General features: G+C 66.4%; 20 protein-coding genes. 13 read left to right on the top strand and 7 right to left on the bottom strand.

What is annotated here, in order from left to right:
* Nucleotides 1-60: 60 nt before the first annotated feature.
* On the bottom strand, nt 61-1,260 hold the full coding sequence (locus H4O10_RS20890; RefSeq protein WP_174842249.1) for a pyridoxal phosphate-dependent aminotransferase: 1,200 nt from the start codon (nt 1,258-1,260) through the stop codon (nt 61-63).
* 155 nt (nt 1,261-1,415) lie between these two features.
* Here H4O10_RS20890 and H4O10_RS20885 point away from each other — a divergent pair, with 155 nt between their 5' ends.
* From H4O10_RS20885 to hslU, 8 genes are all read left to right on the top strand, one after another.
* Nucleotides 1,416-3,527, top strand: coding sequence for an oligopeptidase B (locus H4O10_RS20885; RefSeq protein WP_049404076.1), 2,112 nt, complete (start codon nt 1,416-1,418; stop codon nt 3,525-3,527).
* Nucleotides 3,528-3,581: 54 nt separating this feature from the next.
* Nucleotides 3,582-4,007: a YbaN family protein gene (locus H4O10_RS20880; protein WP_033834523.1), complete on the top strand. Its 426-nt coding sequence runs from the start codon at nt 3,582-3,584 to the stop codon at nt 4,005-4,007.
* Between the two features lie 82 nt (nt 4,008-4,089).
* Entirely contained in the window at nt 4,090-4,362 is a 273-nt protein-coding gene (locus H4O10_RS20875; RefSeq protein WP_005411097.1) for a lipoprotein, read from the top strand.
* The gene (dapF, locus tag H4O10_RS20870; protein WP_049454991.1) at nt 4,355-5,206 is read left to right on the top strand and encodes a diaminopimelate epimerase; all 852 of its coding nucleotides are present in this window, start codon (nt 4,355-4,357) and stop codon (nt 5,204-5,206) included. Before H4O10_RS20875 ends, dapF begins: the two co-directional genes overlap by 8 nt.
* Nucleotides 5,203-5,877, top strand: a complete 675-nt coding sequence (locus H4O10_RS20865) for a DUF484 family protein (RefSeq protein ID WP_005411095.1) — start codon at nt 5,203-5,205, stop codon at nt 5,875-5,877. The genes dapF and H4O10_RS20865 overlap by 4 nt, the downstream gene beginning before the upstream one ends.
* A 13-nt stretch (nt 5,878-5,890) precedes the next feature.
* The gene (gene xerC, locus H4O10_RS20860) at nt 5,891-6,787 is read left to right on the top strand and encodes a tyrosine recombinase XerC (protein WP_005411094.1); all 897 of its coding nucleotides are present in this window, start codon (nt 5,891-5,893) and stop codon (nt 6,785-6,787) included.
* An 85-nt stretch (nt 6,788-6,872) separates the two neighbouring features.
* A complete protein-coding gene (hslV, locus tag H4O10_RS20855) occupies nt 6,873-7,424 on the top strand; it encodes an ATP-dependent protease subunit HslV (protein WP_005411093.1) in 552 nt (183 codons plus the stop codon).
* A gap of 103 nt (nt 7,425-7,527) precedes the next feature.
* Nucleotides 7,528-8,901: an ATP-dependent protease ATPase subunit HslU gene (hslU, locus tag H4O10_RS20850; protein ID WP_005414521.1), complete on the top strand. Its 1,374-nt coding sequence runs from the start codon at nt 7,528-7,530 to the stop codon at nt 8,899-8,901.
* A gap of 96 nt (nt 8,902-8,997) precedes the next feature.
* Here hslU and H4O10_RS20845 read toward each other — a convergent pair whose 3' ends face one another.
* Nucleotides 8,998-9,990 carry a Gfo/Idh/MocA family oxidoreductase gene (locus H4O10_RS20845; protein WP_111118892.1) on the bottom strand — a complete coding sequence of 331 codons (993 nt, stop codon included), beginning with the start codon at nt 9,988-9,990 and terminating at the stop codon, nt 8,998-9,000.
* A 45-nt stretch (nt 9,991-10,035) separates the two neighbouring features.
* Nucleotides 10,036-10,695 carry an efflux transporter SmeDEF transcriptional repressor SmeT gene (gene smeT / locus H4O10_RS20840; RefSeq protein WP_049454998.1) on the bottom strand — a complete coding sequence of 220 codons (660 nt, stop codon included), beginning with the start codon at nt 10,693-10,695 and terminating at the stop codon, nt 10,036-10,038.
* A 226-nt stretch (nt 10,696-10,921) separates the two neighbouring features.
* On the opposite strand from smeT, the gene smeD reads away from it, so the two are divergent.
* From smeD to smeF, 3 genes are all read left to right on the top strand, one after another.
* The gene (gene smeD / locus H4O10_RS20835; protein WP_049455000.1) at nt 10,922-12,106 is read left to right on the top strand and encodes a multidrug efflux RND transporter periplasmic adaptor subunit SmeD; all 1,185 of its coding nucleotides are present in this window, start codon (nt 10,922-10,924) and stop codon (nt 12,104-12,106) included.
* Nucleotides 12,107-12,118: 12 nt separating this feature from the next.
* A complete protein-coding gene (smeE, locus tag H4O10_RS20830) occupies nt 12,119-15,241 on the top strand; it encodes a multidrug efflux RND transporter permease subunit SmeE (RefSeq protein ID WP_005411088.1) in 3,123 nt (1,040 codons plus the stop codon).
* Between the two features lie 92 nt (nt 15,242-15,333).
* Nucleotides 15,334-16,734, top strand: a complete 1,401-nt coding sequence (gene smeF, locus H4O10_RS20825; RefSeq protein WP_141097867.1) for a multidrug efflux RND transporter outer membrane subunit SmeF — start codon at nt 15,334-15,336, stop codon at nt 16,732-16,734.
* 83 nt (nt 16,735-16,817) lie between these two features.
* On the opposite strand, the gene H4O10_RS20820 is transcribed toward smeF, so the two are convergent.
* The 4 genes from H4O10_RS20820 to H4O10_RS20805 form a co-directional block, all read right to left on the bottom strand.
* Nucleotides 16,818-17,240 (bottom strand): low affinity iron permease family protein, encoded by a 423-nt coding sequence (locus tag H4O10_RS20820; RefSeq protein WP_005411086.1) that lies wholly within the window; start codon nt 17,238-17,240, stop codon nt 16,818-16,820.
* A gap of 67 nt (nt 17,241-17,307) precedes the next feature.
* Complete coding sequence (locus H4O10_RS20815; protein ID WP_005411085.1) at nt 17,308-17,643, bottom strand: hypothetical protein; 336 nt, start codon at nt 17,641-17,643, stop codon at nt 17,308-17,310.
* A 75-nt stretch (nt 17,644-17,718) separates the two neighbouring features.
* Nucleotides 17,719-17,979 (bottom strand): hypothetical protein, encoded by a 261-nt coding sequence (locus H4O10_RS20810; protein WP_033834556.1) that lies wholly within the window; start codon nt 17,977-17,979, stop codon nt 17,719-17,721.
* A 198-nt stretch (nt 17,980-18,177) separates the two neighbouring features.
* A complete protein-coding gene (locus tag H4O10_RS20805) occupies nt 18,178-18,630 on the bottom strand; it encodes a nucleoside deaminase (RefSeq protein WP_033834555.1) in 453 nt (150 codons plus the stop codon).
* A gap of 80 nt (nt 18,631-18,710) precedes the next feature.
* Here H4O10_RS20805 and ubiE point away from each other — a divergent pair, with 80 nt between their 5' ends.
* Together ubiE and H4O10_RS20795 are read left to right on the top strand one after the other, a co-directional pair.
* Nucleotides 18,711-19,472: a bifunctional demethylmenaquinone methyltransferase/2-methoxy-6-polyprenyl-1,4-benzoquinol methylase UbiE gene (gene ubiE, locus H4O10_RS20800; protein ID WP_005411082.1), complete on the top strand. Its 762-nt coding sequence runs from the start codon at nt 18,711-18,713 to the stop codon at nt 19,470-19,472.
* 270 nt (nt 19,473-19,742) lie between these two features.
* Nucleotides 19,743-21,671: a M1 family metallopeptidase gene (locus H4O10_RS20795; RefSeq protein ID WP_049404068.1), complete on the top strand. Its 1,929-nt coding sequence runs from the start codon at nt 19,743-19,745 to the stop codon at nt 21,669-21,671.
* Nucleotides 21,672-21,712: the final 41 nt, after the last annotated feature.

Raw genomic sequence — 21,712 nt, 5'->3', positions numbered from 1 at the left:
GGCCGCTGGCCGGCAACCGCATCATTCACGCATTCCCGGGTTGCCGGCCAGCGGCCGGCACTACCGCCAACGTGATCCCTGCCAACGCTGCAACCCACGCGCGATCCGTGCCACCGCCTCCTGCAACCGCGGCACTTCCTGGGTATAGGCCAGGCGCACGTGCTGGTTGGCGCGATGGAAGCCGAAATCCAGCCCGGGCGTGAATGCCACGTGCTCGGTTTCCAGGAAGTGGGCGCAGAACGCCTGTGCGTCATCGGTGAATGCGCTGACATCGGCGTACAGGTAGAACGCACCCTGCGGCTCGACTTCGATGCGGAAGCCCAGCTCGCGCAGCGCGGGCAGCAGGAAGTCGCGGCGCTGGCGGAACGCTTCGCGACGCTGTTCGAAGATCGACATCGCTTCGTCGCTGAAACACGCCAGTGCGGCATGCTGGGCGATGCTCGACGCGCTGATGTACAGGTTCTGCGCGAGTTTCTCCAGGTCCGGCACGGCTGCTGGCGGTGCCACCAGCCAGCCCAGCCGCCAACCGGTCATGCCGAAGTATTTGGAAAAGCTGTTCAGCACGAATGCGCTGTCATCCACCTGCAGCACGCTGGGTGCATCCAGGCCATAGGTGAGGCCGTGGTAGATCTCGTCCACCACCAGGTGACCACCGCGCGCGTGCAGGGTCTTCGACAGGGCGGCCAGTTCGTCGGCGGAGAGCACGGTGCCGGTCGGGTTGGCCGGTGAGGCAACCAGCGCGCCGACGCTGTCGGCATTCCAATGCTGTTCCACCAGCGACGGTGTGAGTTGGTAGGCAGTGTCCGGGCCGACCGGCACCAGCTGTGCGCCGCCTTCAACGAGGCGCAGGAAGTGGCGGTTGCACGGATAACCAGGGTCGGCCAGCAGCCAGTGGCGGCCGGGATCGACCAGCAGGCTGCTGGCCAGCAGCAGCGCACCGGAGCCGCCGGGGGTGACCAGGATGCGTTCGGGGTCGATGTCCAGCCCGTAGTGGCTGCGATAGAAGCCGCTGATCGCCTGGCGCAGGGCGGGCAGGCCACGTGCGGCGGTGTAGCGGGTATGGCCGGCGGCCAATGCGGCCTGGCCGGCACGCACGATCGGTTCGGCGGTGGTGAAGTCCGGTTCGCCGATTTCCAGGTGGATCACGTCGTGGCCGGCCTGTTCCAGCGCTTGCGCGCGGGCCAGCAGGGACATCACGTGGAACGGGGCGATTTCATGGCTGCGCCGGCTGTAGCCCGGCGTATGGGGCAGGGTACTCATGCAGCCCATGGTACGCCGCGCACCGGGGTCACGCGCTCTGGCAGTGCCGGCAGGCATGGCCACCATGACGTTCCGCAGGGTTGCCCACCGTCCTTCCGCAACCCAGACTCGGGCGCAAGGACGCCATTGCATTGCCCCTCAAGGAGCCCTATCTCATGAAATCCACCCTCTGCCTGTTGCTTGCCAGCCTGATGACCACCACTGCCACCGCCGCCACTCCGCCCGTTCCGCCGGATGCCGCCAAGCATCCGCATGTGGTCAAGGCGCCGTTCGGCGCGACCCGCAACGATGACTATTACTGGCTGCGCGACGACAAGCGCGGGAACAAGGACATGCTGGCCTATCTGCAGGCCGAGAATGCCTATGCCGACCAGCTGCTGGCGCCGCTGAAGCCGCTGGAAGACACCCTTTACAAGGAGATCGTCGGCCGCATCAAGCAGGACGATTCCAGCGTGCCGGCGCGCGAGCGTGGCTACTGGTACTACAGCCGCTTCGAAACCGGCCAGGACTACCCGATCCACGCACGCCGCAAGGGCAGCATGGAGGCCGCCGAGGAAATCCTGCTGGACGTCAACGCGATGGCTGCCGGCAAGGGCTATTTCAGCGTCGGCTCGATGGAAGTCAGCCAGGACAACCAGCTGCTGGCCTGGGCCGATGATGATGTCGGCCGCCGCCAGTACACCATCCGCTTCAAGGACCTGGCCACCGGCAAGGTGCTGCCCGATGTGATCACCGGCAGCTCGGGCGACCTGGTCTGGGCCGACGACAACCGCACCGTGCTGTATGTCGAGAACGATCCGGAAACGCTGCTGACCGTGCGCGTGAAGAAGCACGTGCTGGGCACCCCGGCCAGCGCCGACACCGTCGTCTACGAAGAGAAGGACGACAGCTTCTACATGGGCATCGGCCGCACCCGCGACGATCGCTTCATCACCATCGGCGTGCACAGCACCGTGTCCTCGGAAGAGCGTTACGCGCCGGCCAGCGACCCGACCCACTTCACCGTGCTGGCGCCGCGCCAGCGCGATGTCGAGTACGACGCCGACCACTACGATGGCCGCTGGGTGATCCGTACCAATGACGGTGCCAAGAACTTCAAGCTGGTCACCGCACCGACCGATGCGACCTCGCGTGCGCAGTGGAAGGACTGGATCGCGCACGACGATGCGGTGTTCATCGAAGGCTTCGAACTGTTCGATGGCTACACCGCCATCGCCGAACGCTCCGAGGGCCTGGAACGCATCCGCCTGCTGTTCAAGGATGGCCGCAGCGACTACGTGAAGGCCGACGAGCCGGCGTACTCGATGGGCCTGGGCGACAACACCGAGGCCGATACGCCCTGGTTGCGCTACGTCTACACCTCGATGACCACCCCCACCACCGTGTTCGAACTGAACACCGCCACCGGTGAGCGCCGCCAGCTGAAGGTGCAGCCGGTGATCGGCTATGACGCGTCGAAGTACGAAACCGACCGCGTCTGGATCACCGCACGCGATGGCGTGAAGGTGCCGGTGTCGCTGGTCTACCGCAAGGGCTACCAGAAGGATGGCAAGGGCGCGTTGTTCCAGTACGCGTATGGCAGCTACGGCATGTCGATGGATCCGTATTTCAACCAGACCGCGGTGAGCCTGCTCGACCGCGGCGTGGTGTATGCCATCGCCCACATCCGCGGTGGCCAGGAAATGGGACGCGACTGGTACGAGAACGGCAAGCTGCTGCACAAGCAGAACACCTTCAACGACTTCATCGACGTCACCCGTGGCCTGGTGGCGCAGGGCTGGGCGGCGAAGGATCGCGTGGCGGCATCCGGCGGCAGTGCCGGTGGCCTGCTGATGGGCGCGGTGGCCAACCAGGCGCCGCAGGACTACCGCGTGATGGTGGCCCAGGTGCCGTTCGTCGATGTGGTGACCACCATGCTCGACCCGACCATTCCGTTGACCACCAACGAGTACGACGAGTGGGGCAACCCGGAGCAGAAGCAGTTCTACGACTACATGCTGTCCTACTCGCCCTACGACAACGTGAAGCAGCAGGCGTACCCGGCGCTGTTCGTGGGCACCGGCCTGTGGGATTCGCAGGTGCAGTACTGGGAACCGGCCAAGTGGGTGGCCAAGCTGCGTGACGACAACACCGGCCACTACCCGATCCTGTTCCGCACCAACATGGAAGCCGGCCACGGCGGCAAGTCGGGGCGCTTCCAGCGCTATCGCGAGCTGTCCGAGTCGTACGCGTTCGTACTGCAGCAGCTGGGCATCGCCCAGCCGTGATCGCGACAGGGTGCCGGGCACTGCCTGGCACCCTGAACCGGTATCCTTGCGGCCATGAGCGCGCCAGATCCTTCCGTCCCTCGCGGTGCCACCACGCCACCGCGCGTGGTGCGTTTCCGCTGGGCGTGGTGGCTGCTGGCCTATGTCAGCCTCGGCACCGGCATCGTCGGCATCTTCGTGCCGGGCCTGCCGACCACCGTATTCATCCTGATTTCGGCCTGGGCCGCCTCGCGTGGCTCCGAGCGCCTGCACAACTGGCTGCTGCAGCATCCACGCTTCGGCCCGGCCATCGCCAACTGGCAGGCACACGGGGCGGTCAGCCGCTACGGCAAGTGGATGGCCACGATCACCATGGCGGTATGCGCCGGCATCATGCTCTGGTGCGTGCCGATTGCCTGGGTGAAGTGGTTCTCGATCGGCAGCATGACCGTGGTGGCGATCTGGCTGTGGACCCGGCCGTTGCCGCCCCCCGCGGATTGAGCACCTGCGGTAGTGCCGGCCGCTGGCCGGCAACCCGATCCCCTGCACCAACCGCTCAGCCGCCAATGGCTATACTCGGGGCATGAAGATCCCCCATCGAAACGCCATCCTGATTCCGCTGGCAGCGGCTTCGCTGCTGTTCCTCGCCGCCTGCGGCAACAAGGGCCCGCTGGTACTGCCGCAGAAGCCGGTGCCGGTGGAAGAAACCGTCGAACCTGTTGCCGAGCCCGCTACCGAAGCGACCCCGGCGCAGACCGAAGGCAGCGGCACCCCGGCCACGACCGTGGAGCCGGCTGCACCGACCACGCAACCGGCGCCTGCGCCTGCGAAGAAGGTGGGCGGCGGGAATGAGTAAGGCCGGTTCCAAGGCCCTGCGCTTCAGCAAGATGCATGGCGCGGGCAATGATTTCGTAGTGATCGACCTGCGTGACGGCACCGCGCCGCCCACGCCTGAACTGGCCGCGCAGCTGGCCGACCGCCACACCGGCGTCGGCTGCGATCAGATCCTGACCATCGAAGCGCCGCGCGCGGAAGGCTCGGTGGCGTCGTACCGCATCTGGAATGCCGACGGCTCCAATTCCGAACAGTGCGGCAATGGTGCGCGCTGCATCGCCGCCTGGCTGGTGCGCGAAGGCAGTGCGCAGGGCGACCGCTTCGTCATCGACAGCCCGCTGGCCAGCCATGAGGTGGAAGTGCTGGGCGATGGCCAGTTCGCGGTGACCATGGGCGTGCCGGCGTTCGAGCCGGCCAACGTGCCGCTGGTGGGTTTCGCCCACGCGCGCGAGGAATACCTGCTGCCGCTGCAGGGCGAAAGCGTGCGTTTCGCTGCGGTGTCGATGGGCAACCCGCATGCAGTGATCGAAGTGGGCCTGATCGATGCTGCACCGATCGAGCGCGTCGGTGCGCTGCTGCAGCAGCATGCCTCGTTCCCGCGCTCGGTGAACGTGGGCTTCGCCCAGGTGATGGGCCCGGCGCATGCACGCCTGCGTGTGAATGAACGCGGCGTCGGCGAAACCCTGGCCTGCGGCAGTGGCGCCTGCGCCGCTGCGGTGACCCTGATGCAGCGCGGCCGCCTGCAGCGTGATGCGCGCATCAGCCTGCCCGGCGGTGACCTGCGCATCCAGTGGCCGGGCGATGGCCAGCCTGTGGTGATGGCCGGCCCGACCGCATTCGTCTTCGAAGGGGAGTGGATGGCATGACCGAAACCGTCGACAAGCTCGGGGCCCACGAGGTCGCTGCCTGGTTGCGGCGACATCCGGGCTTCCTCAAGCAGTTCCCGGACCTGGCCCTGACCCTGGTGGTGCCGCGTGACGACGGCCCGACCGCGTCGCTGGCCAGCTACCAGCTGGAGGTGCTGCGCGAGAAGAACCGCGAGCTGGCACGACGGTTGGCCGACCTGGGCGCGACTGCCCAGGTCAACGAACGCCTGGCGGTGCGCACGCACCAGCTGACCCTGGCGTTGATGAAGCAGGACAACGCCGCCGACACCCTGCGTGCGATGGCGGCCTCGCTGCAGGAAGATTTCGCCGGCGACCTGGTGCGATTGGTGGTGCACACACCGGTGGCCGGGCTGGAACAGGCCGACTGGTTGCAGGTGATCGCCGCCGATGATCCGCAGCTCGGCCCGTTCCGCGACTGCCTGAAGGACGGCGAGCCGATCTGCGGCCGCCTGCAGCCGGAAAAGAATGCCGTGCTGTATGGCGTGCGCAGCGAGGAAGTGCAGACCACCGCGCTGCTGCCGTTGCCGGGCGTGGGCCTGATTGCGGTGGGCAGCCACGATCCGAACCGTTTCTATCCGGGCATGGGCACGCTGTTCCTGCGCATGATGGGCGACGCCCTGGTCGCCGGCCTGAAGCGCTTCCCGGGCTGAGCAGGACACGACGATGAGCGCGGTACAGGCCTTCCTGCAGCATCTGCAGGTGGAGCGGCGGATGTCGGCGCATACGCTCGATGCCTACCGCCGTGACCTGGACGCGCTGTCGGTCTGGGCCGAGCCGCGCGGTGTTGCAGTGGAGGCACTCGATGCCGACGCGCTGCGCCAGTTCGTCGCCGATGAGCACCGCCGTGGCCTGTCGGCCAAGAGCCTGCAGCGCCGCTTGTCCGCCTGCCGCAGCTTCTATGCCTGGCTGCTCAAGCACGGCCGCATCGAGGTCAGTCCTGCAGCAACGCTGAAGGCGCCGCGCGCGCCGCGCCGGTTGCCACAGGTCCTCGACGCCGATGAGGCCGTGCAGCTGGTCGAGCTGGAGCCGGAAGGTGAACTCGGCCGCCGTGACCGCGCGCTGCTGGAACTTTTTTATTCTTCCGGCCTGCGCCTGAGCGAAGTCTGCGCGCTGACCTGGCGCGATCTGGATTTCGACAGCGGGCTGGTCAACGTGCTGGGCAAGGGCAATCGGCAGCGCCGCGTGCCGTTCGGCCGGCCGGCGCGCGAAGCGCTGCAGGCGTGGCGCGCCGAAAGTGGCGGTGGTCCGGCCTCGCCGGTATTTCCCGGCCGCAACGGACCGATCAGCCAACGCGCGGTGCAGATCCGCATCCGCCAGCTGGCGCAGCGCCAGGGCCTGTTCAAGCACGTGCACCCGCACATGCTGCGGCACAGTTTCGCCAGCCATATCCTGGAATCATCCGGTGATCTGCGCGGCGTGCAGGAGCTGCTGGGCCATGCCGACATCGCCACCACCCAGATCTACACCCACCTGGATTTCCAGCACCTGGCCAAGGTCTACGACGCGGCGCATCCGCGCGCGAAGCGTCGAAGCAGCAGCGAGGGCAGCGGAGAAAGCTGAACGTTGCCCGTGCGGCAGCCGGTCGCGGGTGGCTTGAAGGGCGCAGGGCAGTCCCCACCTCTGGTTCTGTCACCCCGGAGGCATCATGGACCCCAGTCAGAACCCCAACGTTTTCCACGCCACCACCATCGTCTGCGTCCGTCGCGGCGAGCACGTGGCCATTGCCGGCGACGGCCAGGTCACGCTGGGCCACACCGTGATGAAGGGCAATGCGCGCAAGGTGCGCCGCCTCGGTCGTGATGGCCAGGTGCTGGCCGGCTTTGCCGGTGCCGCCGCCGATGCCTTCACCCTGTTCGAGCTGTTCGAGGCCAAGCTGGAAAAGCACGGCCAGTTGCAGCGTGCTGCGGTCGAACTGGCCAAGGATTGGCGCACCGAGCGCCGCCTCGGAAAGCTTGAAGCCCTGTTGGCCGTGGCCGACAAGGAAACCTCGCTGATCATCAGCGGCACCGGCGATGTGATCGAACCGGAGGACGGCATCATCGCCATCGGCTCGGGTGGTTCCTATGCGCTGTCGGCTGCACGCGCGTTGATGGCACACACCGAACTGGATGCGCGCACCATCGCCAGCGAAGCGATCGGCATTGCCGGCGATATCTGCATCTACACCAACCGCAACGTGGTGGTCGAGGAACTCTGAGGGTCGCGCCGGCTGCTGGCCGGCAACCTCATGATCCCCCACACGCGTGCCTGGTTGCCGGCCAGCGGCCGGCGCGACCGACAACGAATTCGTGAGCACATCCATGTCGAAGATCGAAGTTTCCTCCGCCACCATGACCCCGCGCGAGATCGTGCAGGAACTGGACCGGCATATCGTGGGCCAGCACGACGCCAAGCGCGCCGTGGCCATCGCCCTGCGCAACCGCTGGCGCCGCATGCAGCTGGTGCCTGAGCTGCGCAATGAAGTGATGCCGAAGAACATCCTGATGATCGGCCCGACCGGCGTCGGCAAGACCGAGATCGCGCGTCGCCTGGCCACGCTGGCCAACGCGCCGTTCGTGAAGGTCGAAGCCACGCGCTTCACCGAAGTCGGATACGTCGGCAAGGACGTCGAGCAGATCATCCGCGACCTGGCCGATACGGCAGTGAAGCTGTACCGCGAACAGGCCAAGGTGCGCGTGCGTACCCAGGCCGAGGAACGCGCCGAAGACCGCATCCTCGATGCGCTGCTGCCGCGCCGCAGCGGTGGCATCGGCTTCGATCCGGAAGTCGCCCGCAACGAACCGTCGGCGCAGGACAACGAGACCCGCATCAAGTTCCGCAAGATGCTGCGCAACGGTGAGCTGGACGAGCGCGAGATCGAACTCGACCTGGCCGCCAATGTCAGCATGGACATCATGACCCCGCCGGGCATGGAGGAAATGGGCCAGCAGCTGAAGTCGATGTTCGCCAACCTTGGCGGCGGCGCGAAGGCGCACAAGCGCACGCTGACCATCAAGGCCGCGCGACCGCTGCTGATCGAGGAAGAGGCCGGCAAGCTGGTCAATGAGGACGATATCCGCACTGCGGCGATCGAGGCCTGCGAGCAGCACGGCATCGTCTTCATCGACGAGATCGACAAGGTCGCCAAGCGTGGCGATAACGTGGGCGGCGGCGATGTCTCCCGCGAAGGCGTGCAGCGCGACCTGCTGCCGCTGGTGGAAGGCTCCAACGTGTCCACCAAGTACGGCACGATCAAGACCGACCACATCCTGTTCATTGCATCCGGTGCGTTCCACCTGGCCAAGCCCAGCGATCTGATTCCGGAGCTGCAGGGTCGCTTCCCGATCCGCGTTGAACTGGGTGCGCTGAGCAAGGGTGATTTCGTGCGCATCCTGACCGAGCCGAAGGCCGCGCTGACCAAGCAGTACGAGGCGCTGCTGGCTACCGAGGGCGTCAAGGTCAGCTTCACCGCCGACGCCATCGAGCGCCTGGCCGAAATCGCCTTCCAGGTGAACGAGCGCCAGGAGAACATCGGTGCCCGTCGCCTGCATACGGTGCTGGAGCGCCTGCTGGATTCGCTCAGCTACGAGGCACCGGACCGCGATGGCGAAAGCCTGGCGATCGACAGCGCCTACGTCGACAAGCACCTGGGTGAGCTGGTGCAGGACCCGGACCTGAGCCGCTACATCCTGTAATGCCTGTTGGGGTCGGATCCCTCGCCCCAGCGAGGGCTCTGACCCCGCCCGCTGCAACAGAAAAGGCCGCCGCAGGGCGGCCATTTTCTTGTGCGGTCAGCGCGACTGCCGGGTGCGGTAGTCCCGCAGCACCTGGTCGATCACCGCACTGGTGCGGGCGGCGCTGATGCCGGTCGAGGGCGAACGGCCGTTGCCGCGCAGCTCGTCCACGAGGGAGGCGATCAATGGCTGCTGGACCGATGGCGGGTTCGGGACGTCGAATGCCTGCATGCCCGCTTCGGTCTCCAGAACCACTGGAACGTCCTCGAAGGTGGCAAAGCGCAGCTGCCCGCGGTCGCCGGTGATCTCGACCTCATCCTGGCGGCGGAACGCGCAGAAGCTCCATTGCGCGATGCCGTGCGCCCCGCTGCCGGTACGGAAGCACATCGAGACACTGTCCTCGGCGGCGTAGGCGCCGGTCAGCGAACTGGCCAGGCCACGCACGTCGCTCAGCGGCCCCAGCAGATGGTCGAGCAGGTCCAGGGTATGCGAGCCCAGATCGACGAACAGCCCGCCGCCGGCGATCGACGGATTGGTCCGCCAGAAGTCGGGCGATGCGGCATTCGCCGAATGCGGCCGATGCAGGGTGGCGCGAACGCTGCGCGGTGTACCGATCGCGCCGCTGTCCAGCAGCTGCTTCATCTGCGCGAATCGGGGCAGGGCGCGGCGGTAGTAGGCGACGAACACGGGCACGCCACGGCGTGCACTGGCCGCGATGATGCGCTGGCACTCGTCGTGGTCCATGGCCATCGGCTTTTCGATGTAGACCGGCTTGCCCGCGGCGATCGCCTGCAATGCGTACTGCATGTGCGTGGAGGGCGGTGTTGCAACGTACACCGCGTTCACGTCCGGATCGCCGATCATCGCGTCGGCATCCGTGTACCAGCGGGGCACCGCGTGGCGCCGCGCATAGTCTTCGGCCAATGCGGCATTGCGGCGCATGACCGCCGCCACCCGCGAGCCGGGTGTGCTGGCCAGGGCGGGGCCGCTCTTCTTCTCGGTGACGCTGCCGCAGCCGATGAAGCCCCACACCACGTTGTCCAGGATCATGGGTCTGTCCTCACAGTGGGGCTGCGGTGGCGGCAGTAAACCCGCTCATGCCTCGGGCAGCGGCTCGGGCACGGTGCCGGGAACGAACACGCCGTCCTTTACGTAGGCGGCCAGGGTCATGTCCAGTGCGAGCATGCCATCGCGCTTGAGGTCCATCAGTTCCGGTTCGACCATCGCACCGTGCAGTACGCCCAGCACGGTGGCGTGCAGCATGCGTGCGGCGATCTTCGGGTCTGCACCCTCGCGCAGCTGGCCCAGGTCCTTTGCCCGGCGCAGGGCACGTTCCATCCGCTCCAGTCCATCGCGGAAACCGGCCTGCTGCAGTTCGGTCAGCACCTTGGTGTCGGCCGAGGCATCGCTGCGCAGCATGATCTCCATGGTCTTGCGCAGTCGCTCGTCCTCGGACAGTTCGATGAACGAGTGGATCATCACCGCGCGCAGGTCGTGCACCGGCGTGTCGCGCTGGTCGGTCGAGGTGCGCTCCAGTTCCTGCATGAAGGGCAGGTGCACCCGTTCGACGATCGCGGCCAGCACCTCGCTCTTGTTCTTGAAGTGCCAGTAGACCGCGCCACGGGTATAGCCGGCGCGGGCGCCGATCATCTCCAGCGTGGTACGGGCCACGCCGTGTTCATGGAAGCAGGCTTCGGCGGCGTCAAGGATGCCTTCCCGGGTTGCCTGGGTGTCCTCTTTGGTCTTGCGGGCCATGGATGGGTACGAGTGCGGGTGAAACGTGGCTGAATTGTACCGGTTTACAAACAAACAAGCATGTATGTATATTTCGCTCCCATCATTCCCGTCGTGTGCGTGGCAGGCCGGTCCGGCTCCCGCTCCACCCGGGTGGGCGCTGTTCTCACGGTCTTCACCTTTACCGGTCGAAGGGTCCGCCGGATCAGCGCCGGCTGAGATCCTTTCCTTCAAGAGCCTTTCCGTCATGTTGCTGAGCCGAATCCGACCCTTTGCACTGTCGCTGGCCATCGCCGCAGCCGTGGCTGCCTGCGGCGGCCAACCCCAGGCCCCCGAGCAGGGCCCGGGTGACGTCACCGTGGTCACGCTGAAGTCCGAGACCGTGGGCCTGACCCGCGAACTGCCGGGCCGTACCAACGCCTACCTGGTCGCCGAAGTGCGCCCGCAGGTCAATGGCATCGTTGCCAAGCGCCTGTTCACCGAAGGTGGCATGGTCAAGGCCGGCGAGCCGCTGTACCAGATCGAGGACGCCAGCTACCGCGCCCAGGCCAACAGTGCCCGCGCCCAGCTGGCCCGCGCCGAGGCCACCGCCAACGCCGCCCGGCTGAGCGCCAAGCGCATCACCGAGCTGGCCAAGGTCGATGCGGTCAGCCAGCAGGACCTGGAAAATGCCGTGGCCGCGCAGAAGCAGGCCGAGGCGGATGTCGGCGCCGCGAAGGCATCGCTGGATGCGGCCAACGTCACCCTGGGCTACGCCCGCATCACCGCGCCGATCAGCGGCCGCATCGGCAAGTCCAGCGTCACCCAGGGTGCGCTGGTCAGCGCCGGCCAGGCCAATGCACTGGCTACCGTGCAGCAGCTGGACCCGATCTATGTCGACCTGACCCAGTCTTCGGCCGAGCTGCTGCAGCTGCGCCGCGAACTGGCCGCCGGCCGCCTGCAGGACAACCAGACCCTGCCGGTCAGCATCCTGATGGAAGACGGCAGCACCTTCGAGCACAAGGGTACGCTGGAGTTCTCCGAAGTCAGCGTCGATCCGACCACCGGCAGCTTCGGCCTGCGCGTGAAGGTGGACAACCCGGACGGCCTGCTGATGCCGGGCATGTACGTGCGTGCGGTGATCGGCGGCGGCGTGCGCAGTGATGCAGTGCTGGTGCCGATGCAGGGCATCGCCCGCGATCCGAAGGGCGACACCACCGCGATGGTGGTCGGCAAGGACAACAAGGTCGAAGTGCGCCCGGTCAAGGTCAGCCGCACGGTCGGCGACAAGTGGCTGGTCGAGGACGGCCTGAAGGCCGGCGACAAGGTCATTGTCGAAGGCCTGCAGAAGATCGGCCCCGGCATGCCGGTCAAGGCCACCGAGAAGGGCGCTGCTCCGGCCAAGCCGGCAGCGGCCGCCCAGCCTGCCGCCCCGGCCGGCGACGCGAAGTAAGCGGAGAACCCCATGGCACGCTTTTTCATCGATCGACCCATCTTCGCGTGGGTGATCGCCATCATCATCATGCTCGCCGGCGGCCTGGCCCTGTTCAAGCTGCCGGTCTCGATGTACCCCAACGTCGCACCGCCGGCGGTGGAAATCAGCGCCACCTACCCGGGTGCATCGGCCAAGGTGGTCGAGGACTCGGTGACGCAGATCATCGAGCAGAACATGAAGGGCCTTGATGGCCTGATCTACTTCTCCTCCAACAGCTCGTCCAACGGCCAGGCCACCATCACTCTGACCTTCGAGAGCGGCACCAACCCGGACATCGCCCAGGTGCAGGTGCAGAACAAGCTGCAGCTGGCCATGCCGCTGCTGCCGCAGGAAGTGCAGCGGCAGGGCATCAACGTGGCCAAGTCCAGCTCGGGCTTCCTGAACGTCATCGCGTTCGTGTCCGAGAACGGCAGCATGGACGCCAACGACATCGCCGACTACGTCGGTTCCAATGTTGTCGATCGCCTGAGCCGCGTGCCAGGCGTGGGCAACATCCAGGTGTTCGGTGGCAAGTACGCCATGCGCATCTGGCTGGATCCGAACAAGCTGCATACCTATGGCCTGTCGGTTGCGGAAGTGACCGCAGCGATCAAGGCACAGAACGCGCAGGTGGCCATCGGCCAGCTTGGCGGTGCACCGTCGATCAAGGGCCAGCAGCTCAACGCCACCATCAACGCGCAGTCGCGCCTGCAGACCCCGGAACAGTTCCGCAACATCATCGTGCGCGGTGCGCAGGACGGTGCCGAGCTGCGCCTGGGGGATGTCGCCCGCGTCGAGCTGGGTGCCGAGTCCTACGACTTCGTCACCCGCTACAACGGCCAGCCGGCCAGCGGCCTGGCGGTGACCCTGGCCACCGGCGCCAACGCGCTCGATACCGCCGCTGGTGTGAATGCCGCGCTGGAAGACATGAAGAGCTTCTTCCCGGCCGGGCTGAAGGCGGAGGTCCCGTACGACACCACCCCGTTCGTGCGCGTGTCGATCAAGGGCGTGGTGCAGACCCTGATCGAAGCGATCGTGCTGGTGTTCGTGGTGATGTACCTGTTCCTGCAGAACTTCCGCGCCACCCTGATCCCGACCATCGCCGTGCCGGTGGTGCTGCTGGGTACCTTCGGCGTGCTGGCCATGCTCGGCTTCTCGGTGAACATGCTGACCATGTTCGCGATGGTGCTTGCGATCGGCCTGCTGGTGGACGATGCCATCGTGGTGGTGGAGAACGTCGAGCGCATCATGTCCGAGGAAGGACTGTCGCCGCTCGAGGCGACCCGCAAGTCGATGGGCCAGATCACCGGCGCGCTGGTGGGCATCGGCCTGGTGTTGTCGGCGGTGTTCGTGCCGATGGCCTTCATGAGTGGCTCCACCGGCGTGATCTACCGCCAGTTCTCGGCCACGATCGTCTCGGCGATGGCATTGTCGGTGCTGGTCGCGATCGTGCTGACCCCGGCGCTGTGCGCGACCATGCTCAAGCCGCTGAAGAAGGGTGAGCACCACGTTGCCCACCGCGGCCTGGCCGGTCGCTTCTTCAATGGCTTCAACCGTGGATTCGACCGCACCAGCGAAAGCTACCAGCGTGGCGTGCGCGGCATCATCCATCGCCCTTGGCGCTTCATGGGCATCGTGGCGGCGCTGTTCGTGCTGATGGGCGTGTTGTTCGTGCGCCTGCCCAGCTCATTCCTGCCCAACGAAGACCAGGGCGTGTTGATGGCGCTGGTGCAGGCCCCGGTGGGTGCCACCCAGGAACGCACGCTGGAATCGATCGCGGCACTGGAAAACCACTTCCTGCAGAACGAGAAGGATGCGGTGGACTCGGTGTTCTCGGTGCAGGGCTTCAGCTTCGCCGGCATGGGCCAGAACGCCGGCATGGCGTTCGTCAAGCTGAAGGACTGGAGCGAGCGTGACGCCAACAATGGCGTGATGCCGATCACCGGACGCGCGATGGCGGCCCTGGGCCAGATCAAGGATGCCTTCATCTTCGCCTTCCCGCCGCCGGCCATCCCGGAACTGGGCACCGCCTCGGGCTATACCTTCTTCCTGAAGGACAACAGCGGCCAGGGCCACGAGGCACTGGTGGCCGCGCGCAACCAGCTGCTCGGCCTCGCCGCCGGCAGCAAGAAGCTGGCCAACGTGCGCCCGAACGGCCAGGAGGACACGCCGCAGTTCCGCATCGACATCGACGCGGCCAAGGCGACCTCGCTGGGGCTGTCGATCGACCAGATCAACGGCACGCTGGCCGCCGCGTGGGGCAGCTCGTACATCGACGACTTCGTCGATCGTGGCCGCGTCAAGCGTGTGTTCGTGCAGGCCGACCAGCCGTTCCGCATGGTGCCGGAGGACTTCGATCTCTGGTCCGTGAAGAACGACAAGGGTGAAATGGTGCCGTTCAGTGCCTTCGCTACCAAGCACTGGGATTACGGTTCGCCACGCCTGGAACGCTACAACGGTGTGTCGGCCATGGAAATCCAGGGCGAACCGGCCCCGGGTGTCGCCTCCGGTGATGCCATGGCCGAGATCGAACAGCTGGCCAAGCAGCTGCCGGCGGGCTTCGGCATCGAATGGACGGCGATGTCGTACCAGGAGCGCCAGGCTGGCTCGCAGACGCCACTGCTGTACACGCTCTCGCTGATGATCGTATTCCTGTGCCTGGCCGCGATGTACGAAAGCTGGAGCGTGCCGACCGCAGTGCTGCTGGCGGCCCCGCTGGGCATCCTCGGCGCGGTGCTGGCCAATACCTTCAAGGGCCTGGAACGCGATATCTACTTCCAGGTGGCGATGCTGACCACGGTGGGCCTGACCAGCAAGAACGCGATCCTGATCGTGGAGTTCGCCAAGGAGAACCTGGAGAAGGGCGCAGGCCTGATCGAATCGATCATGCATGCCGTGCGCGACCGCCTGCGTCCGATCGTGATGACCTCGCTGGCCTTCGGCATGGGCGTGGTACCGCTGGCGATCTCCACCGGTGCCGGTTCCGGCGCCAAGCAGGCGATCGGCACCGGCGTGCTCGGCGGCATGATCGTCGGCACCGTGCTCGGTGTGTTCTTCGTGCCGCTGTTCTTCGTGGTGGTGCAGCGCGTGTTCAAGCGCAAATCCACGACGTGACCTGAAACGGTCATGCCGGCCTCAGGCTGGCGTTGTCGAAACGGTAGTGCCGGCCGCTGGCCGGCATGACCTCCTGCCATCCGGCAGTACCGATGGAAGTCATTCCCATGAAAAGTGCATCCCTGTTCCTTTCCATTGCCGCTGTGCTCGCGCTCGCCGGCTGCTCCACCCTGGTGCCGAAGAACACCGCTGTCGCCCCGGCGATCCCGGCGCAGTGGCCGGCCGAGGCCGCGCGGGGCGAGGTGGCCGATGTCGCCGCCGTCGGCTGGCGCGACTTCTTCACCGATGCGCGCCTGCAGCAGGTGATCGACCAGTCGCTGCAGAACAACCGCGATCTGCGCGTGGCCGTGCTCAACGTTGAGCGCGCGCGCGGCCAGTACCGTGTGCAGCGCGCTGATCGCGTGCCCGGCGTGGCCGTTACCGGCCAGATGCAGCGCCAGGGCACCGACGCCGGTGTCAACGAACAGTTCACCGCCGGTGTCGGCGTGGCCGAGTTCGAGCTGGATCTGTTCGGCCGCGTGCGCAATCTCAGTGAAGCCGCGCTGCAGCGGTACTTCGCCGTCGCCGCCAACCGCCGCAACGCGCAGTTGAGCCTGGTGGCCGAGACGGCCACCGCATGGCTGACCTACGGTGCCGATGCGCAGCGGCTGAAGATCGCCGATGCCACGCTGAAGACCTACGAGGATTCGCTGCGCCTGGCCGAGGCCCGCCACGAACGTGGTGGCAGTTCGGCGCTGGAGCTGACCCAGACCCGTACCCTGGTCGAGACCGCGCGTACGGACGCCGCACGCCTGCGTGGCCAGCTGGCCCAGGACCGCAACGCGCTGGCGCTGCTGGCCGGTGGCCAGCTGGATCCGGCGCTGCTGCCGGACAGCATCGAGCCGCAGCTGCTTGCACTGGCACCGCCGCCGGCCGGCCTGCCCAGCGACGTGCTGCTGCAGCGCCCGGACATCATGGCCGCCGAACACCAGCTGCTGGCGGCCAACGCCAACATCGGTGCGGCACGCGCGGCGTTCTTCCCGAGCATCTCGCTGACCGGCAGCATCGGCAGTGGTTCGAGCGAACTGTCCAACCTGTTCGACAGCGGTACGCGCGTGTGGAGCTTCCTGCCGAAGATCACGCTGCCGATCTTCCAGGGCGGCAAGCTGCGCGCCAACCTGGCCATCGCCAACGCGGATCGTGATATCGCTCTGGCGCAGTACGAGAAGTCGATCCAGGTGGGCTTCCGCGAAACCGCCGATGCGCTGGCGTTGAATGTCAGCCTGGACGAGCAGGTGAGTTCACAGCAGCGCCTGGTGGAAGCGGCCGAACAGGCCAACCGCCTGTCGCAGGCGCGCTACGACGCGGGCCTGGACAGCTTCGTGACCCTGCTGGATGCACGTCGTACGGCCTACAACGCACAACAGACCCAGCTGCAGGCGCAGCTGGCGCAGCAGGCCAACCGCATCACCCTGTACAAGGTGCTGGGCGGTGGCTGGCACGAGCGCAGCTGAAGGACAGCCGGCCAGCGGCCGGCTCTACCCTGATGATCGATGGTAGTGCCGGCCGCTGGCCGGCATTGTCATTCCCGGGCCCGCTACACCGCTTCATCGTCGCGCCGCGCTGCATGGCAGGCGCGAACGCGCGCGAGCGCATCACCGGCTTCGCGCGCCATCTGCTCGTACTCGGCGCGGATCTCTTCCAGGCGCGCTTCGTCCAGTTCTTCCAGATCCAACAGTTCGTTGTTGGCTTCGGCCGTCGCCCGGATCAGCTCGTCCAGCTTGATCTGCATCGCGGCGGTGTCCGCGTTCTGCGTGTGCTGGATCAGGAACACCATCAGGAAGGTGATGATGGTGGTGCCGGTGTTGATCACCAGCTGCCAGGTGTCGTTGAAACCGAACACCGGGCCACTGATGCCCCAGATCACCACGATCGCTACTGCAGCCAGGAAGGTCCACGGCGAGCCGGTGGCGGCCGCGGCCTTCTTGGCGATCGTATTGAACAGGTTTCGTACTTTCATCGTCGTCGTCCCACTCAGGTGACGAGGATGATCGGCAGTGGCCCGTGCAGGCGCCGTGCAGCGGCGGTCAGGCGCGCATGCGCTGCAGCCGCGGTGCCTGCAGGCTGCGCACCGGACTGCTCTGGTAGACGTGCTGCCAGCAACGGTCGACGAATTCGCGGGCCTGGGCTTCACTCAGTCGCGGCATGATCTGCAGGGCGTACTGGGTCTGGAACATCTCGTCACGTTCGGCCTCGCTGGCGCGCGGCTGGGTGATCAGCGAATCGCAGGCAAACTTGATCCACGGCACGTACGAGCCGAACGAGTTGTGCGGCAGTGCGCCTTCGGCATGTTGGCGGCGCCAGTGATCCAGCTCGGCGTCAACGTTGATGACCGGAGGAATGGTTGGGACTTCAGCGTGCATGACAATCCAGTTCGGTTGAGTGGAAAGGGAGTGGGGGTTCATCGGAGTGTGGCGTATGTGGCGGTGCATGCCGCGTCAGCGCGATGTGGAGCTGGCGTTGTCATGTCCGATCAACTGCGCATGCTCGACGGCACCGAGATCTTCGGCCAGGGTGGCCATCGCGTTGCACAGGCGCTCGTGGTCGAGCGGATGGCGACGGACCAGCTCCAGTTGCATGCGCTGGTAGGCGGTCCAGAACAACGCGCCGCGCCGGTGCAGTGCATATTGCCGCTGCAGGCGTTCGCGGATCGGGTCGAGGATCGAGTCTGGTGCAGGTCGTACGGCGTGCGCGCACATGGCTGGCTCCGCCGGGGAAAGAAGTCCCGGTAACCCCACCCTAGGCGCGGCAGCCGGGCGGGGTGTTATCGCAGCGTGTGCACGTTGCGCAGCTGACTGTGCACTGGTTCACGGCAATGGCCGCAAACGCTGCCGGCACTAGGGCGTGCCGGCACTGAAGCGTTCATTAAACGGGTTCAACAGGACATTGCGTGGTGATCATTCACCGATGTCTTCATTCCAGATCTCCGGGTACTGCGCAATGAAGCCGCCCAGCAGGTCCACGCATTCCTGGCTGTCCAGGTCGACCACGTTGACGCCATTTTCCCGCAACCAGTCGATGCCGCCCTGGAAGGTGCGCGATTCGCCCACCACCACGGTGCCGATGTTGAACTGGCGCACCAGGCCAGAGCAGTACCAGCACGGTGCCAGGGTGGTGACCATGATCGTGTCCTGGTAACGGCGCTGGCGGCCGGCCTTGCGGAACGCATCGGTCTCGCCGTGCACCGACGGGTCGCCTTCCTGCACGCGGCGGTTGTGGCCGCAGCCAAGCAGGCGGCCGTCGTTGTGGTACAGGGCCGCGCCGATCGGCACGCCGCCCTCGGCCAGGCCCTGGCGGGCTTCGGCGATGGCGGTCTGCAGCAGGGCCTGGTAGTCGGGCGTGGTGATCATGCGGGGCTCCGGTAAGTCGTGGCCCGCCATGATACGGGCAGGGGGTGCCGCTGGCCCCCGGCGGTGCGATAATCGGGGCCATGAGCGAATCCCCCTACAAAGCCGGTACCACCCATTTCGGGTTCCGCGACGTCGCCGCCAAGGACAAGCAGAAGCTGGTCGGCCAGGTGTTCACCTCGGTCGCGCGCAACTACGACCTGATGAACGACCTGATGAGCCTGGGCGTGCACCGGGCGTGGAAGCGCTACTACGTGGCCACCGCGCAGGTGAAGCCGGGCGACCGCGTGCTCGATCTGGCGGGCGGCACCGGTGACATCGCCGCCCTGCTGAAGGAGCGCGTCGGCGCCGAGGGCTCGGTGGTGCTGGGCGACATCAACGCCGGCATGCTGTCGGTCGGCCGTGACCGCCTGACCAACCGCGGCCTGGTGCTCGGCCTGGACTACGTGCAGTGCAACGCCGAGGCCCTGCCGTTCCCGGACAACAGCTTCGACCTGGTCACCATCGCCTTCGGCCTGCGCAACGTGACCGACAAGGACGCTGGCCTGCGCGAGATGTACCGCGTGCTGAAGGTGGGCGGCCAGGCCCGCGTGCTGGAGTTCTCCGAAGTCACCGCGGACTGGTTCAAGCCGATCTACGACTTCCACTCGTTCAAGATCCTGCCGAAGCTGGGCAAGCTGTTCGCCAATGACTCGGACAGCTACCAGTACCTGGCCGAGAGCATCCGCAAGCACCCGCCGCAGGATGAACTGAAGGCGATGATGGGGCAGGCCGGGTTCGAGCGCTGCCACTACAAGAACCTGACCGGCGGCATCGTTTCGATCCACTCCGGCTACAAGCTGTAAGCCCTGCTCTGGTGGGTGCCAACCTTGGTTGGTGCTCGCCCGCTGCGGTGATCCGCTCTGGTGGGTGCCGACCTTGGTCGGCACGGACCTGCCGCATGCGTTGATGGATCCGTGCCAACCAAGGTTGGTACCTGCCTGTAGATGCCAACCTTGGTTGGCATGCGCCCGAGGCTCAGGATCGGCTTGCCTGCCATTACCCCGCACCGCGCAACGCCTGCCGGGCCGGAGGGAGGTACCATTGGGGTTTGATCCCCGTAACGGTCCCGATTCATGCGTAATCCGCTGATGCTCCTTCCGCTGGCCGTGGCCCTGGCCGCCGGCTGCTCCCAGGAGGCGGCCGCGCCCGCCGCCGCCCCGACTGCCGCAAAGGCCCCTGCCGCCCCCGTGAACGCCGAGAACCGCAGCCACGACGAAAGCTCGTACGCCGAGCCGGACAAGGTCGTCATCAAGGACATCGCGCTGGATCTGAAGCTGGACTTCGACCAGAAGCAGATCGGCGGCACCGCCACCTACACCCTGGAATGGAAGCAGAAGGACGCCAGGCAGCTGGTGCTCGACACCCGCGAGCTGACCGTGTCCAAGGTCGAGGCCGTCGCCGCCGATGGCGCGCGCAGCCCGCTGAAGTTCGAGCTGGCCGCCGCTGACAAGGTGTTCGGCAGCAAGCTGACCATCGAGGCCCCGGAACAGCCGGCCAAGGTGGAAGTGACCTACCACACCGCGCCGACCGCATCGGGCCTGCAGTGGCTGGCACCGTCGATGACCGAGGGCAAGAAGCTGCCTTTCATGTTCAGCCAGTCGCAGGCCATCCACGCCCGTTCGTGGGTGCCGCTGCAGGACACCCCGAGCGTGCGTTTCACCTACAGCGCGCACGTGGTCTCGCGCCCGGACGTGATGGTGCTGATGAGCGCCGACAACGATCCGAAGGCGGCGCGTGACGGTGACTACACCTTCAAGATGCCGCAGCCGATTCCGTCCTACCTGCTGGCCATCGCGGCCGGCGACCTGGTGTTCGAGCCGATCTCCGGCCGCTCCGGCGTCTGGGCCGAGCCGACCATGGTCAACAAGGCCGCCAAGGAATTCGAAGACACCGAGAAGATGATCGGTGCCGCCGAGAAGCTGTACGGCGAATACCGCTGGGGCCGCTACGACATGCTGGTGCTGCCGCCGTCGTTCCCGTTCGGCGGCATGGAAAACCCGCGTCTGACCTTCGCCACCCCGACCGTGATCGTCGGCGACAAGTCGCTGGTCTCGCTGGTGGCCCATGAGCTGGCGCACAGCTGGTCGGGCAACCTGGTGACCAACGCCAGCTGGAAGGACATCTGGCTCAATGAAGGCTTCACCACCTACGTCCAGGGCCGCATCACCGAAGCCCTGTACGGCAAGGAGATGGCCGAGATGGAGAAGCAGATCGACCAGACCGACCTGCTGGCCGAAGTGAAGGACATGAGCCCGGCCGACCAGGCACTGGCGCTGCCGCCGCTGAACGAGCGTGATCCCGACGAAGCCCTCAGCCAGGTCGCCTACGTCAAGGGTGCGTGGTTCCTGGAATTCCTGGAGCAGCGCTTCGGCCGCGAGACCTTCGATCCGTTCCTGCGCGGCTGGTTCGATGACCACGCCTTCCAGAGCGCGAACACCGACCAGTTCGTCGCGTACATGAAGAAGAACCTGCTGCCGAAGAATCCGTCGGCCGTGACCGAGGCCGAACTGAAGGCGTGGCTGGACGAGCCGGGCATCCCGGCGTTCGCGGCCAAGGCGCAGTCACGCAACTTCAGCAGCGTCGATACCGCGCGCATCGCATTCGCCAGCGCCGGCACCGTGCCCAGCAGCCAGGTCATCGCCGACTGGAGCACCCAGGAATGGGTGCGCTTCATCGACGGCCTCGGTGCGACCCAGCCGCTGGACAAGCTGGCCACGCTGGACAAGGCCTTCCACTTCACCGGCACCCCCAATGGCGAGATCGCCATGCGCTGGTACCCGCTGGCGATCCGCAGCGGCTACGAGCAGGCCAATGAAGGGGCGGCTGCATTCATCGAGCGCGTCGGCCGTCGCAAGCTGATCCTGCCGATCTACGCCGAACTGGTGAAGACCCCGAAGGGTCTGGAACTGGCCAAGCAGGCCTTCGAAAAGGCCAAACCGGGCTACCACCCGATCACCACCGCCTCGGTCCAGGACATGCTGGCCAAGGCTGAAGCCAAGTAAGCGGTAGTGCCGGCCGCTGGCCGGCAACCGGTCACTGCTTC

The organism is Stenotrophomonas sp. I18B00994, from assembly GCF_014145825.1.
Classification (GTDB): domain Bacteria; phylum Pseudomonadota; class Gammaproteobacteria; order Xanthomonadales; family Xanthomonadaceae; genus Stenotrophomonas; species Stenotrophomonas maltophilia.
Note: the sequence above shows the minus strand (reverse complement) of the source record. Positions and strands in the feature narration are given on the sequence as shown.